The organism is Pseudoxanthomonas sp. GM95, assembly GCF_900109775.1.
GTDB lineage: Bacteria > Pseudomonadota > Gammaproteobacteria > Xanthomonadales > Xanthomonadaceae > Pseudoxanthomonas_A.
The window spans coordinates 380,204-394,254 of record NZ_FOAX01000004.1 but is presented as its reverse complement, the minus strand read 5'-3'; the positions used below and the strand labels follow the sequence as shown (position 1 = coordinate 394,254).

The 14,051-nt window shown below is 69.1% G+C and carries 12 protein-coding genes; 2 read left to right on the top strand and 10 right to left on the bottom strand.

Translation table 11 applies throughout. The features are described 5' to 3' along the window. The first annotated feature begins 115 nt into the window (after window positions 1-115). Window positions 116-706: a TetR/AcrR family transcriptional regulator gene (locus BMZ17_RS19690; protein WP_093143796.1), complete on the top strand. Its 591-nt coding sequence runs from the start codon at window positions 116-118 to the stop codon at window positions 704-706. Window positions 707-785: 79 nt separating this feature from the next. After that, window positions 786-1,364: a hypothetical protein gene (locus BMZ17_RS19685; RefSeq protein WP_093143794.1), complete on the top strand. Its 579-nt coding sequence runs from the start codon at window positions 786-788 to the stop codon at window positions 1,362-1,364. 96 nt (window positions 1,365-1,460) lie between these two features. Here the strand turns inward: BMZ17_RS19685 and BMZ17_RS19680 are convergent, their stop codons facing one another. The 10 genes from BMZ17_RS19680 to mgtE form a co-directional block, all read right to left on the bottom strand. Beyond that, on the bottom strand, window positions 1,461-2,984 hold the full coding sequence (locus BMZ17_RS19680; RefSeq protein WP_093143792.1) for a cation:proton antiporter: 1,524 nt from the start codon (window positions 2,982-2,984) through the stop codon (window positions 1,461-1,463). A 67-nt stretch (window positions 2,985-3,051) separates the two neighbouring features. After that, window positions 3,052-4,188, bottom strand: a complete 1,137-nt coding sequence (locus BMZ17_RS19675; protein ID WP_093143790.1) for a glycoside hydrolase family 18 protein — start codon at window positions 4,186-4,188, stop codon at window positions 3,052-3,054. After that, window positions 4,185-5,027, bottom strand: a complete 843-nt coding sequence (locus BMZ17_RS19670; protein WP_093143788.1) for an acid phosphatase — start codon at window positions 5,025-5,027, stop codon at window positions 4,185-4,187. Before BMZ17_RS19670 ends, BMZ17_RS19675 begins: the two co-directional genes overlap by 4 nt. A gap of 27 nt (window positions 5,028-5,054) precedes the next feature. Further along, window positions 5,055-5,870 (bottom strand): rhomboid family intramembrane serine protease, encoded by an 816-nt coding sequence (locus BMZ17_RS19665; protein WP_093143785.1) that lies wholly within the window; start codon window positions 5,868-5,870, stop codon window positions 5,055-5,057. Between the two features lie 98 nt (window positions 5,871-5,968). Next, entirely contained in the window at window positions 5,969-6,928 is a 960-nt protein-coding gene (locus BMZ17_RS19660; protein WP_093143783.1) for a TerC family protein, read from the bottom strand. Between the two features lie 297 nt (window positions 6,929-7,225). Further along, a complete protein-coding gene (locus tag BMZ17_RS19655) occupies window positions 7,226-7,696 on the bottom strand; it encodes a hypothetical protein (protein WP_093143781.1) in 471 nt (156 codons plus the stop codon). 162 nt (window positions 7,697-7,858) lie between these two features. Continuing rightward, window positions 7,859-8,344: a hypothetical protein gene (locus BMZ17_RS21405; RefSeq protein ID WP_093143778.1), complete on the bottom strand. Its 486-nt coding sequence runs from the start codon at window positions 8,342-8,344 to the stop codon at window positions 7,859-7,861. After that, entirely contained in the window at window positions 8,337-9,278 is a 942-nt protein-coding gene (locus tag BMZ17_RS19645) for a hypothetical protein (RefSeq protein WP_093143775.1), read from the bottom strand. Before BMZ17_RS19645 ends, BMZ17_RS21405 begins: the two co-directional genes overlap by 8 nt. Window positions 9,279-9,437: 159 nt before the next feature. Further along, window positions 9,438-12,137: a bifunctional acetate--CoA ligase family protein/GNAT family N-acetyltransferase gene (locus tag BMZ17_RS19640; RefSeq protein WP_093143772.1), complete on the bottom strand. Its 2,700-nt coding sequence runs from the start codon at window positions 12,135-12,137 to the stop codon at window positions 9,438-9,440. 410 nt (window positions 12,138-12,547) lie between these two features. Then, on the bottom strand, window positions 12,548-13,930 hold the full coding sequence (gene mgtE / locus BMZ17_RS19635; protein ID WP_093143768.1) for a magnesium transporter: 1,383 nt from the start codon (window positions 13,928-13,930) through the stop codon (window positions 12,548-12,550). Window positions 13,931-14,051: the final 121 nt, after the last annotated feature.

Genomic DNA, 14,051 nt, shown 5'->3' with positions numbered 1-14,051 from the left:
TCCGAGTCCTGAACCCACGCTCGCGCAGCCGGATCTTGCGGCGTTCTGACGACCACCAACACGGCGCGCGTTGCCGGTTTTGACAATCTACCTACTAGTAGGTAGATTGCGCGACATGACAACGACCAGCCCGCTTTCGACCGCCGATGCGATTCTCGGCCAGGCCCGCGCCCTGATCATGGTGGGCGGCTACGGCGGCTTCAGCTATGCCGATATCGCCAGCCAGATCGGCATCCGCAAGCCCAGCATCCACCACCATTTCCCGACCAAGGCCGAGCTGGTCCAAGTGCTGATCGCGCGCTACCGCGCCGAGGCGCGCGAGGGCCTGGCCGCGCTTGCGCGCAACGTGCCCGATCCGCTCGCCCAGCTGCAGAGCTACGTGGGCTACTGGGAGCGCTGCATCGCCGATGCGAGCGCGCCGATCTGCGTGTGCGCGCTGCTGGCCAGTGAGCTGCCGCTGTTGCCCGAGCCAGTGGCCGAGGAAGTCAAAGGCCATTTCCGCGATCTGTCCGCGTGGCTGGCCGCGGTGTTCGAGCGCGGCGCGCAGCAGGGCAGCTTCCAGTTGCTCCATCCACCGCGCGTCGAAGCCGAGGCCTTCATGGCCACCGTCCACGGCGCGATGCTTTCCGCGCGCGCTTACGGCGAACCGGAAATCTTCGGCCTGATCCTGCAACGCGTCCTGGCGCGCTTTACGACCGCCGGGTAATCCCATCGCACTTCGACATCCCTGGCGGCCGCATGGCCCGCCAGCGGCCTTTTGCACCCTGAAAAAAAGTGAGGCTCACATGCACACCGATACCGCCCCTGGTTCCAGCCGCGATCCGCAGCGCTGGCTGACGCGTTACTACGCCCTGCGTGCCGCGTTCTCCTTTGCCTGGGTCGCCGCGGCCTTTCTGCTGGCGCCGCGCGCACCGGCGATCGCCAGCGTCCTGCTGATCGTCTACCCGGCCTGGGATGCCTTCGCCAACGGGCTCGATGCGCAGCGCAGCGGCGGACTGCGGCGCAACCGCGCGCAGGCGATCAATGGCGCGGTCAGTGTCGCCACGACGATCGCGGTGCTGATCGCCCTGTCGCGCAGCATGCACGGCGTGCTCGCGGTCTATGGCGCGTGGGCGATCCTGGCCGGCCTGCTGCAGTTTGGCGCCGCCGTGCAGCGGCGCAGGTTCGGCGCGCAGTGGGCGATGATGCTGAGCGGCGGACAGTCCGCGCTGGCGGGCGGTTTCTTCATCTTCCAGTCGCTGCAGCCGACGATGCCATCGATCGCCAACGTGGCCGGTTACGCCATGGTGGGCGCGGTCTACTTCCTGATTTCTGCGCTGTGGCTGGCGGTCAAGGGCCTGCGCACGCAACGCGCGTTGGGTTGAAGGACTCAATGCTTTGACGCGTTGGCGTGCAGCACACATCGGCGGCGCAGTTCCGCGATGCAGTGCGCCTGCTTGCGCCCTGACATCGCGGCGCCTTCAGACCTCTTCGATGCTGCGCGCGCCTGGTTCGGACAGGCTCAGTTCGCGCAGGTCCAGCTCCTCCTGAAGAATCTGGAAGGCGTCTTCGGGCAGGTCGCCGCGCGTATGCAGGGCGTTGAGCTCGCGGCGTTCGGCCTGGACCAGGGCGCGCTTGGCCTCGATCTCGCCGGGCGCGGGCTTGCTGCGATACCAGTCGCGCACGCGCTGCAGGGTTTCCGGATGCGCATGGTCGGCAAGCAGGCGATCAAGCTCGTCGCGGCCGGCGGCTTCGATCTGTTCGCGCGCACCGTCGATGGCTTTGGCGGTGGTGGTATCGCTGGGCAGGCGCAGCCAGCGGATCAGCACGCCCAGGGTCGCGCCCTGCAGCACGACGGTGCCAAGCACGACGGTGAGCGCGCACAGCACGATCAGGTCGCGCCCCGGGAAGTCAGCCGGTAGCGACAGCGCCGTGGCCAGGGTCAGCACGCCGCGCATGCCCGACCACGCCACCACCAGCCGCATCCGCGTCTTGCCGTGCACCTCGGGCGCATGGCCGGGCATCAGCAGCCGCAACAGCAGCGGATAGAGCATCACCCACACGATCCTGACCAGCACCACCGCGGCCAGCACCGTGACGGCAAAACCCAGCGCCTTCCACAGCTGCGGCCCGGGCAGGTTGGTGACGATGTCGCGCGCCTGCAGGCCGATCATCAGGAAGGCGATCACGTTGAGCACGAACACCGCCGAATCCCAGATCGAATACGCATGGATGCGGTCGCGCACGTGCTGGCGCTGCGGTGCCGAGCGTGCCAGCAGCATCGCGTAGGCCACCACCGCCAGCACCGGCGAAACATGCGCGCGTTCGGCCGCCATCCAGACCAGGAACGTGCCGGTGAACTCGAAGATCACCGCGCTCTGGCTGCCCGACCACAGCGCGCCGGCACGCGCATAGACCCAGCCCACCGCCAGTCCCAGCAGCACGCCGCCGGGCACTTCCAGCAACAGCAGGCTGCCGGACAGCAGGGGATGATCCTCACCGCCGGCCGCGGCCACTGCCGCGCCGAACAGCACCAGCGCGATGGCATCGTTGAACAGGCTCTCGCCCTGCAGGATCACCATGGTCCGCCGCGGCAGGTCCAGCCGGCTCAGGACCGCCTGCGCCGCCGCGGCATCAGGCGGTGCGACCACCGCCCCCAGCGCGATGGCCGCGGCGATCGGCAGCCCGCCCATCGTGACCCCCAGCCAGGCCACCGCGGCGGTGGTCAGCAGCACCGCGAACACCGCCAGCGCCAGCAGCGGCAGCCAGTTGTGCTTGAGTTCGTAGGGCGAGGTGTCGAACGCGGCCGACAGCAGCGCCGGCGCGATGAACAAGGCCATGGCCAGCTTGGGATCGATGCCCACCTGCGGCACCCACGGCAGCACCGCCGCGGCAGTGCCGGCGACGGCGACGACGGTGGGATAGGGCAGGCCGATGCGTCGCGCTAGCTGCGAGAGCAGCGCGGCGGCCAGCAGCAGCACGACCAGGGTCTCGAACAGCGCCAAGCGAGGCTTCCGATGGAGGGCAGGGGCGCCCCACCCTACGCAGCGCGCGCTCAGTGGCGCGTGAGGCTTAAGGCCCGGCGTCGATCGCCTCGCGCACCACGTCCAGCAGCGCCTCGCCATCGTCCTGGCGGTATTCCCAGTACATAACCCCGCCCAGGCCGTGTTCGCGTACGAAGCGCACCTTGGCCTGCAGCGCCTGCGGATCGTCGTAGCTGATCATCTGGCGGGTGGTCGGATTCCACAGCCACGCCGACTGCGCATCGGCATCCCAGTAGCGGGTGAAGCCATGCTGCAGCAGCCCGCCTTGCACGATCTCGCCGTAGGAAATGAAGCCGCCATCGCTGTCGAAGCGCTGGTACAGGCCGTGCTGCGCGTCGGTGACATCGCCGAAGCGGCGCCCGTAGAACGCCATGCCGAGGTTGATCTTCTTGGCTGGCACGCCGGCATCGAGGAAGTACTGGGCCGCGGCGATACCGTTGCGTGCGTGGTCGGGGTCCAGCTTCGATGCCCCCAGCCCGGCGGCGTGGCCCGTGGTCGGGGTCAGGCTGCCGTGGAAGTCGTAGGTCATCAGGTTGATCCAGTCCAGCAGCGGCGCGATCCGCGGCAGGTCCAGGCCGGAGGCGAAGCGGCCTTCGGCGGCGGCGATGCTCAGCAGGTACTGCCGATGGCTCGTGGTGCCTTCGGCGTCCAGCGCGGTGCGCAGTTGGCTGAGCAGTGCAGTGAAGTTGGCCTTGTCGTCCGGGCTGGCGCTGATGCCGGCGTCGTCCAGGGTCGGGTATTCCCAGTCGATGTCCAGGCCGTCCAGGTCATGCGCGCGCAGCAGCGCCATCGCGCTGTCGGTGAACGCGGTGCGTGCTTCAGGCGTGGCCGCGGCTTCGGAGAAATTGCCCGCGCTCCAGCCGCCGATGGACAGCACGATCTTCAGTTCCGGGTTGTCCTTGCGCAGCTTCACCAGGCCGTCGAGCGTGCGCGGGCCATCGGCGTCGGGCAGATAGACGCGGTGCTGCGGATTGACCACGGCAAAGGCGAAGTTGATGACGTCCAGCTTGCGCGCGCTGATCGGCGGCAGGCTGCTGCCGTTGGTGACGTAGCCGATCAGCTTCAAGGCCGGCGGCGGTGGCGGATCGGCCAGCGGTTGGCCCGCGCTCGCGCAGGCGCCCAGCGACAGCACCGCGGCGGACAGGATCAGGCGCAATACGTTCATCGGGCATCCTCGGGTTTGATGGGCAGCAGGGCGGCTTCGCTGGCGCAGTCGCGCGAGGTCACCGGATGCGGCTGGCGCTGGGCCTGCTGCAGTTCGAGCCGTGCGCCGGCCAGGTCATCGCGGAAGCCGGCATCGTCATGCAGGCGCGCGACCACGGCCGACGCCAGCACGCGGCCTTCGCTGACGTCGCTGTTCCAGTGCACGTTGCACACCAGCCGGCTCTCGCCATAGTTGCGCCCGCGCACGGCCAGCGCGTCGGCACGGGCCGGATCGAGTTCGCCCAGGATCAGCGCCCAGGCCCAGCCGATGGCGCTGTGGCCGGACGGATACGAACCGCTGCTGCGCAGGTGCTGGTCGTCTTCCGGCGTGCAGGTCGGCGCCTGGTTGGACAGGAATGGACGCGGCCGCTTGTAGGCGTCCTTGGCTGCGCGCGTGGCGGCGCTGACGTCGATCCGGCTGCGTTCGAGCAGGTGGTAAAGGTGCGGCGTGGCGGCCTGGGTGACGTCCAGCCCCAGCGCGCAGGCGAACTGGTTGGCGCCGACCGGAAAGCTCAGGTCCGCATCGGCATGGGCCTGGGCGAGGCGCGGGCTGTCGTGCAGGGCCAGCGCCTGCTGCATCACGGCCTGGTCCAGGGCGAAGGCAGCCGAGCCTGGCGCGGGCGGCGCCGGCAGCAGCTTCAGGCTGTCAGGCAAGGCGTCCTTGGCCAGATAGCCGACGGCCTTGGCTTGGCTGACCTCGGCGGTGGCCGTGGTGGGCGCGCGGGGGGCGGGAGTGGCGATACAGCCGGCGAGGGCCAGCAGCAGGCAGGACAGGGTCAGGCGACCAGCGACAACAGGCATGCGGCAACGAATGAGCGGGGGACGCGGTCAGTCTAGCCGCTGCGGTTTGTCATCCGGTTCGAGGATGGACGCCGGGCGCGTGGGGAAGGGCAGGACCACGCCGGGCGTCGCCGCGGGCCGGTCCCACAGTACCGGCACCTCGCGCGGCGAGGGCGGTTCGAGCGTGTCGGCCTCGTCGTCGAAGGCCGGCGCGGCCTGTTCTTCCTCCAGCTCCCAGCTGTAGCGCTTGCGCGGCAGTAGCGGATCGCTGCGCCGGAACCACCATGCCGCGATCAGTCCGGCGACTGCGCCGCCCAGGTGCGCCTGCCACGACACGCCGGGCTCGCGCGGCAGCACCGTCAGCAGCATGCCGCCGTAGAACAGGAAGGCGATGAAGCCGGTGGCGATCGCAGCGCGATCCCGCCGCAGCACGCCCAGCCCGATCACCAGGAACATCAAGCCGTGGCCGAGGCCGCTCGCCCCCAGATGGCGTGTGCCCACGTCGCCCAGCCACCACGCGCCCAGGCCCGAGCCGATCCACAGCACCGGCAACGCGCGCACGGTCGCCTTCGGATAGACGCTGCCGGCCAGCGTGCCCAGCATCAGCAAGGCGATGGCATTGGAGGCGATGTGCTCGATCGAGCCATGCAGCAGCGGCGCGGTGAGGATGCCGACCAGGCCTTCGGCCGCATGCGGTGCAATCGCGAAGGGGCGCCAGTCGAAACTGCCCTGCGCCGAGTACGCCAGCACCAGCAGCAGGATGAAGCCCAGCGACAGGTTGAACGCGCGCAGCAGCCGGCGTCGATCCGCCTGGCCTTGCGCGGTGGCATCGAAACGCGGGTCGTCGGGATGATGGGCGTCCATGCACGCTTCGATGGCGCCACCGTGGGGCAAAAACAAGCGCGCCGCGACGTTCCGTGTGTGGAACGCCGCGGCGCGCGGTCACTCAGCTTGAAACACGATCAGGCGTGCGTTTCCGGCTTCGGCGGGCGGGCCAGGCTCAGCCACACGGTGATGGCCAGGATGCCGAACACCACGCCCAGCGAGACCAGCACCGGGATCTTGATGAAGTCGATCACCAGCATCTTGGTACCGATGTAGACCAGGATCACCGCCAGGCCGTAGGGCAGCAGGTGGAAGCGGTCGGCCATGCCGGCCAGCAGGAAGAACATCGCGCGCAGGCCCAGCACCGCGAACACGTTCGAGGTCAGCACGACGAACGGGTCGGTGGTGATGGCGAAGATCGCCGGGATCGAGTCGACCGCGAAGATCACGTCGGTCACCGCGATCAGGATCAGCACCATGAACATCGGCGTGTACCAGCGCTTGCCGTCGCGCTTGACCGACAGCGCATTGCCTTCATAGCCGTCGGTCAGGCGCAGGTGCTTGCGCATGAACTTCAGCGCCGGATTGGATTCAAGGTCGGGCTCGGCGCCGGCCGAGAACCACATCTTGATGCCGGTGAACAGCAGGAACGCGCCGAACACGTACAGCAGCCAATGGAACTGGGTCAGCAGCGCTGCACCGGCGAAGATCATGATGGCGCGCAGGAAGATCGCGCCCAGCACGCCGATCACCAGCACGCGCTGGCGCTGTTCCTCGGGCACGGCGAAATAGGTCATCACCATCAGGAAGACGAAGATGTTGTCCACCGCCAGCGACTTCTCGACCAGGTAACCGGTCAGGAATTCCAGGCCGATGCGGTTGGCGCTGGCGATGTCCATCGTCTCGCGCAGGTACCACCACAGGCCGCCGTTGAAGGCCAGCGCCAGGGCAACCCAGCCGATCGACCACCACACCGCTTCCTTGAAGGTGACCTTGTGCGGGCCGCCGTGGCGCATCAACACCAGGTCGGCCAGCAGGGCGGCGATCACCACCACCACGAATCCACCCCACAACCAGGGGTTTGCAATTGTCTGCATCACGTTTCTCCACGCATAAGCCAAAGGACGGGAGCGACGGAGTCCAGTCTGCGCGGAAGGAATCTTCTTGGGGGAGATCCGGGGCACATACCTTCGCCGTTGCGGCGAAGGTCTCGCTCACAGCCGGCTGATGGATTCAGGCCGGTTGCCGCTGGACCGGGGCACAAGGCCCGTAGTGACGATCACAGCGCGTGGGAGCTACTCCCCTTCTGTGGGGGATTGTCGCGGCCGCAGCCGCGCTGGGTCAATGGAAAAGCCGGGCCAGGGGTTCAGAAACTCCCTGGAGTGACGGCATTGTCACTCCGCGGCGTCCTGCGACCAGCGCATGGACGCGCCGCCGGCGGTGCGCGGTCCCGGCCGGTCGTAGTAACCACCGTAGCCGCCGTACCCGTACGGGCCATAGCCGGGGCCATCGCTCTTGCTGACATGGATGTCCATGCTCATGACACTGGTGCGACCGGAGTCGCTGGTGAAGGCCTTGCTGATGTTGATGTCGGCCGCGTTGTAGGTGCTGCTGCCGTAGCCCTTGGAGTAGCCCATGCCGGTGGTGAAGCTGCCATGGAGGTGGGCCTTGCCGTCGTCCAGCTCCGAGCGCGGCGTGCTGGTGTCCTTCACCACCGGACCGCTGTGGTCACCGTAATAGGTGCCGGGCGGATCGCCGGAGGTGGTGGTGTTGTCCTTGAGCTTCAGGTCCAGCGGGCTGGTCTGGGCGAGTGCGGTGAGCGGGGTGGCCAGCAGCAACAGGGACAGGACGGTGGCGGCGTTCATGCGGGACGACCTTCGAAAGAGCGCAGCGGCTGCGCGTGGCGTGCCGGCGGGCGGCATCGCCCCAAGACACAGCGCCAAGCTACCAGCCGCGCGTTAAACCCACGCTGGCCGGGACGATGCCAGGGCATGACGGTCGCGTCATGCCCCGCCACGGCGGCGGTCTCAACGCGCGCCGGTAACCAGGCCGTCGGTTTCGATCTGGCTGACCAGCACGTCCAGCAGCATCAGTCCCTGGGCCGGATCGCGCGCATCGAAGGGCACCACCGGCAGCGCGTGACCGGCCCGGGCCAGCGTGGCCAGGGTCGCGGCCATGTCCCAGTCCGGATGCAGGTCCACCCGCGAGATCCCCAGCACCGCCGGCAGCGCCGCGGCCGGTCCGGCGAGCAGCGTCATGCAGATGGCAAGCTGGGCTTCGGCTTCGACGGCCGCCGCATCGACCAGGGCGATCAGGCCATCGACGCCTTCCAGCGCCGTGGCATCCGGGACGCTGGCCAGGCAGCGCACGTGCAGGCGATCGCCGCCGGCCAGCACGACTTCGGCCGTGTTGGCATCCAGCGCCGCGCCACCGGCCTGGCCGCACAAGCCGTCCAGCAGCGCCTGCTTGCCGCTGCCGCGTTCACCGACCACCACGATCCGGGTCTCAGTCATCGCCACGCCTCCGGCCACCGCCGCGCATGCCGCGCCACAGGCGGGCCAGGCGCGAACGCGGGCGGGCCTCAGCCGGTGCAGGCAATGGCGTCTCGATGGCTTCGACCGTGGCATAGCCGCTCAGGTAGGCGGCGTTGAAGAAGGCGCAGGCCGCGCCCGCATCGATCTCCAGCAGCGCGGCCGCGGCGGTGGCTGTGCAGGCCTGCTTGAGCAGCAGCGTGCACAGGCGGAAGTCGTCGTGCCGATGCGCCAGCACGCGGAAGTCCGGCCACTGGGTCATGCGCAGCGCGGTGGCCTCGGTCAGCGGCGCGATCGGCGTGGGCACCATGCGCATGCGCAGCGCGGTCTGCCACAGCAGTGGCGTCAGCGGCAGGCGCGGTGCATCGCCGCCGGGCGCGGCAGTGTCACCGACGCGCAGGACCAGACGTTCGAACCCCGGCCCCAGCAGTCCAGGCAGGTTGTCGGCCGCCGCGCGCGCGCTATGCAGCGGCTGCGCGGTGGACTGGGCGAAATCCAGCCGCAGCACGTCCACGCCATCGAGTGAGAGCACGGCCTGGCCCTCGTGCGCGGCCAGCAAAGCACGCAACTGGTCGGCGAACGGCGGCCGCGTGCGCAGCGAAGCCGCCGGCATCGCTTCGGCCGCATGCGGCGCGTACAGCGCCTGCAGCGCCTGCCGGATCGCGTCCTCGCTCAGTGGCGCCGGGCCTTGGGTCGGATCGGACAGGCGCCCGCCGAGCGCCATCAGCCACACCGGGCGCGCAGGCTTGGCTTGCCGCAAGCGTTGGCCGGAGGCACGCAAGGCCGGCGTGTCCTGCACGATCAGCAGGTCGCAGGCCTCCACCTCGTAACCCATGGACAGGCCTTCGGCCGGCAAGGCGGCAATGCGCTGCAGACGACGCATCAGCGCCACTTCGGTCTGGACATCAGACCCCATGATCGAAACCCGGATCACACACACCCCTCTCACGCCCCGCGTCCCTGCGCCGCGCGGGGCAGGGGACGTCTCAACCTGCAGCCTACCGCGCACACCATGACAGGCGACAGGGGCAACACGCAGGAGCGTGAAGTCACACGCGCTTCGCGCCGCGTTGCGTCAGGCGGGACGCGCCTGCGTGCCGACCGGCAGGGTGACGTTGGTGATCGAAGGATCGTCCGGATCGGGCTTCAGGGTGAAGCCCAGCTGTTGGCACATGGCCAGCATGGTGCGGTTCTCGCGCAGCACTTGGCCTTCGACCATGCGCAGGCCCTGCCAGTGCGCGTACTCGATCATGATCCGCATCAGCTGCCAGCCCAACCCCGCGCCCTTGAGGTCGGAGCGGATCAGGATGCCGTACTCGCCGCGGTCGTAATCGGCATCGGCCAGCAGCCGGACCGCGCCGAGCATCTCACCGCTGTTCGGTTCGATCGCCACCAGGGCGATCGAGCGCGCGTAATCCAGCTGGGTCAGGCGCGCGATGAACTCGTGGCTGAAATGCTTGACCGACTGGAAGAAGCGCAGCCGCAGGTCCTCGTCGGTGACGCGCGCGAAGAACGCACGGAACAGCGCATCGTCCTCCGGCCGCACCGGCCGCACGAATGCGCTGCTGCCATCGCCCAGCGCGATCCGGCGCTCCCATTCCTTCGGGTAGGGAAAGATCGACAGGCGCGGATGGCCGCGTCCCTTGTGCAGCTGGCGCGAGCGGGCCACGGCGATGCGCGCGTCCACTGCCACCACGCCATCGCGGTCGGCCAGCAGCGGGTTGATGTCCAGCTCGCGGATCTCCGGGATGTCGGCGGCCAGCTGCGCCAGCTTGACCAGCACCAGCGCCACCGCGCGCTCGTCAGCCGCGGGCACGTCGCGATAGGCCTTGAGGATGCGCGAGACGCGGGTGCGGCCGATCAGCTCATGGGCCAGGCGCAGGTCCAGCGGCGGCAAGGCGAGCGCGACATCGTCGATGACTTCGACCGCGGTGCCGCCGCGGCCAAACACGATCACCGGGCCGAACACCGCATCGTCGGCGATGCCGGCGATCAGCTCACGCGACTTGGGCCGCAGCACCGTCGGCTGCACCACCACGCCATCGATGCGTGCATCCGGACGCAAGCGGCGCGCGCGTTCGATCAGGGCCGAAGTGGCTGCGTGCACGGCCTCGGCCGAGACCAGGTTCAGGCGCACGCCATCGACATCGGATTTGTGGGTGATGTCGGCCGAGAGCACTTTCACCGCCACCGGCAGGCCTTCGTCCAGCAGCGGCTGGGCCAGCTTGACCGCCGCATCGGCATCGGCCGCCGCCCAGATGCGTGCGGTCGGAATGCCATAGGCGCGCAGCACATTCGTCGCCGCAATCGGATCCAGCCACTGGCGGCCGTCGGCCAATGCGGCTTCGACGATCGCACGCGCGGCGGCGGTGTCGACGACGAAATCTTCCGGCAGGCTGGGCGGCGTTTCCATCAGCGCCGCCTGCGCCTCGCGGTAGCGCACCAGATGCATGAAGCCGGCGATCGCATCGGACTCGGTCGCGTAGTTGGGGATGTGCGCGGCGTTGAGCGCCGACAGTGCGGCCTCGCCGCCGCCCAGCCAGACCGCGAACACCGGTTTGGCGCGGCTGTGGCGGGACCGCTCGCCGACGCTGCGGGTCAAGGCGCGCGCTGCATCGGCCGAGGAGGTGAAGGCGGTGGGCACGTTGACCACCAACACCGCGTCGTTCTCGGCATCGGCCAGCAGCGCCTCGATCGCTGCGGCGTAGCGCTCGCCGTCGGCGTCGACCACGATGTCCACCGGGTTGTCGCGCGACCAGTCGGGCAGGGCGCGGTCGAGCCGGTCCACGGTCGCGCCGGAAAGGTTGGCCAACGTGCCACCGAGTGTGCCGAGCTGGTCGCGTGCGAGCTGGCCCACGCCGCCACCGTTGGACAGGATCGCCAGCCGCCGGCCGGGGAAGGTGCCCAGCCGGCCCAGCGTCTGCGCGGCGGCGAACAGCTCGTCCAGCGCGCCGACGCGCAGCAGCCCGGCGCGGCGGAAGGCCGCGTCGTAGACCGCATCGGGGCGCGCCAGGGTCTGGGTGTGGGTGGCGCCGCCGGCGCTGCGACCGCGGCCGGACTTCACCACCACCACGGGCTTGGCGCGCGCGGCGGCGCGCGCGGCCGACATGAACTTGCGCGCGTCCTGGATCGACTCGACATAGAGCAGGATCGCGCGGGTGCGGTAGTCGGTCGCGAAGTGGTCGAGCAGGTCGCTGAAATCCACGTCCAGCGCATCGCCCAGCGAGACCACCGCCGAGAACCCGACCTGGTGCTGCACGCCCCATTCCACCAGCGCCGCGGCGATGGCCGAGGACTCGGAGATCAGTGCGAGATCGCCCGGCAGCGGCGTGTGCGCGGCGATGCTGGCATTGAGCTTGGCGTGCGGGGCGATCACGCCCAGGCAGTGCGGGCCGAGAATACGCAGGCCGTGCACGCGCGCGGCCCGTTCGGTGGCTTCGGCCAGCGAGCCGGGCCCTTCGCCCAGGCCGGCGGTGAGGATGATCGCTGCGGCCACGCCGCGCTGCGCGGCGGTGGCCACCACCTGCGGCACGATCGGCGCCGGCGCGGTGACGATCACCAGGTCCGGCACGTAATCCAGGTCGGCCAGCTCGCGCACCGTGGCCATGCCATCGATCTGCCCGTAGCGCGCATTGACCCAGGCGATCTTGCCCGGGAAGCCCGCCGCCCGCAGGTTGCGCACCACCGCCCGCCCCGCCGAACGCTCGCGCGGACTGCCGCCGATGATGGCGATCGACTGCGGGGCGAACACGGACTTGAGGCGATAGGTGCTCATGCGATGCGTACGACATGCCAACGTGGCGTCGCCCGACACGTTACACGGCCCGACGCGTGCACCGCATGACGCGCTGCATGAAGGCGGCCGCATTCCCGGAAGCAACAGGTCAAGCGCTTTTGCCTTTGCCTCAGCTTTTGCTCGCGCTCTTGCTTACAACCTCCATGAGGCACGGCGAAGGGACGAGGAAAGACCCGCAGGGCACCGTGCATGGATGCACGGTGTTTTTGGAAGGGACAAGGATGTCCCTTCCAAAAATCCCTCACCCCGCAGCGGACCCTCGCGAAGCGAGGGCGCGCCGCCTGGAGGCGTGTTCTTTGCCTATCTTTCTTGCACGAGCAAGAAAGTAGGTCGGGCGGCGAAGCCGCACGAAAGCTTTCGCTTCGAAAGCACCCAAGAACAAGCCAGTGCTACAACAACGTCCCCGACAAAATCGCCAACGCAATACTGAAATAAATCACCAACCCCGTGACATCCACCAGCGTCGCCACGAACGGCGCCGACGCACTGGCCGGATCGAACCGCAACCGCTGCAGCAGGAACGGCAGCAGCGACCCAGACAGCGAACCGAAGGTCACGATCCCGACCAGCGCCGCGCCCACGGTCAGCGCCACCAGCATCCAGTGCGGGCCGTAGTCGTAGATGCCCGCGGTCTGCCACACCGCCACGCGCACGATCGCGATCACGCCCAGGATCGCGCCCAGCAGCATGCCGGTCGGCAGCTCGCGCAGCCCCACCCGCCACCAATCGCGCAAAGTGAGTTCGCGCAGGGCCAGCGAGCGGATCAGCAGCGACGTCGCCTGCGAACCGGAGTTGCCGCCCGAGCTCATGATCAGCGGGATGAACAAGGTCAGCACCAGCGCCTTGTCCAGCTCGCCCTCGAAGTGCTGCATGGCCGAGGCGGTCAGCATCTCGCCGACGAACAGCGCGCACAGCCAGCCGGCGCGCTTGCGGATCATCTGCCAGAAGCCGATCTGCATGTACGGCGCGTCCAGTGCTTCCATGCCGCCGAACTTGTGCGCGTCCTCGGTGCCCTCGGCCATCATCGTGTCGATGATGTCGTCCACGGTGACGATGCCGAGCATCCGCTGCTGCTCGTCGACCACCGCGATCGAAAGCAGGTCGTGGCGGCGGATCAGGCGCGCGACCTCCTGCTGGTCAGTCAGTGGCGACACGGTCACCGGCGGATTGACCTGGGCCACGGTGAGCACGTTGTCGCCGGCCTGGCCGGTGATCAGCCGGCGCAGGGTGACCACCTGCTGCAGCACGTCGCTGCCGGGGCGCAGTACGTGGATGGCGTAGACGGTTTCGCGCTTGCGCTCGACTTCACGCACATGGTCCAGCACCTGGGCCACGCTCCAGTCGGCGGGCACGGCGACGTACTCGGTGGTCATCAGGCTGCCGGCGGTGCGCGGGCGATAGCGCATGAGCTTCTGCACCGCGTGCGCACTGGCCGGCGCCAGCGCCGCCAGGTCGGAGAGCACGATGGCCTGGGCCTGCGGTTCCAAGGCCTGGACCAGGTCGGCGGCGCGATCGTCGGCCATGCCTTCCAGTAGCGCTGCCTGGCGCGCGGGCGCCAGCGCCTGCAGCAGCTGCGGCGCGCGCTGCAGCTCCGGCTGCTCCAGGACGTTGATGGCACGGTCGTCGGCCAGGCCGGTGAATGCCGCGCCCGCCACGGCCGGCTTGAGCCGGTTGAGCCGCTCGACCACGTCTGCGGTGTTGAGGGAACGGAAGGCTTGCAAGTGCAGTGCCGCTTGGTCGGCAGCCTTGAAGGAGAAACGCGTCAGGTTCATCTGGAACGGCCTGTTGGGGCCTGCCGCAACGGCAGCCCCGCCGAACCAGCGAAGGCTCAGCGCACGGCCACCGTTGACGGCAGGCGAGATCGACTGGAAGGGTCGCTGGGCATGGAAGGAA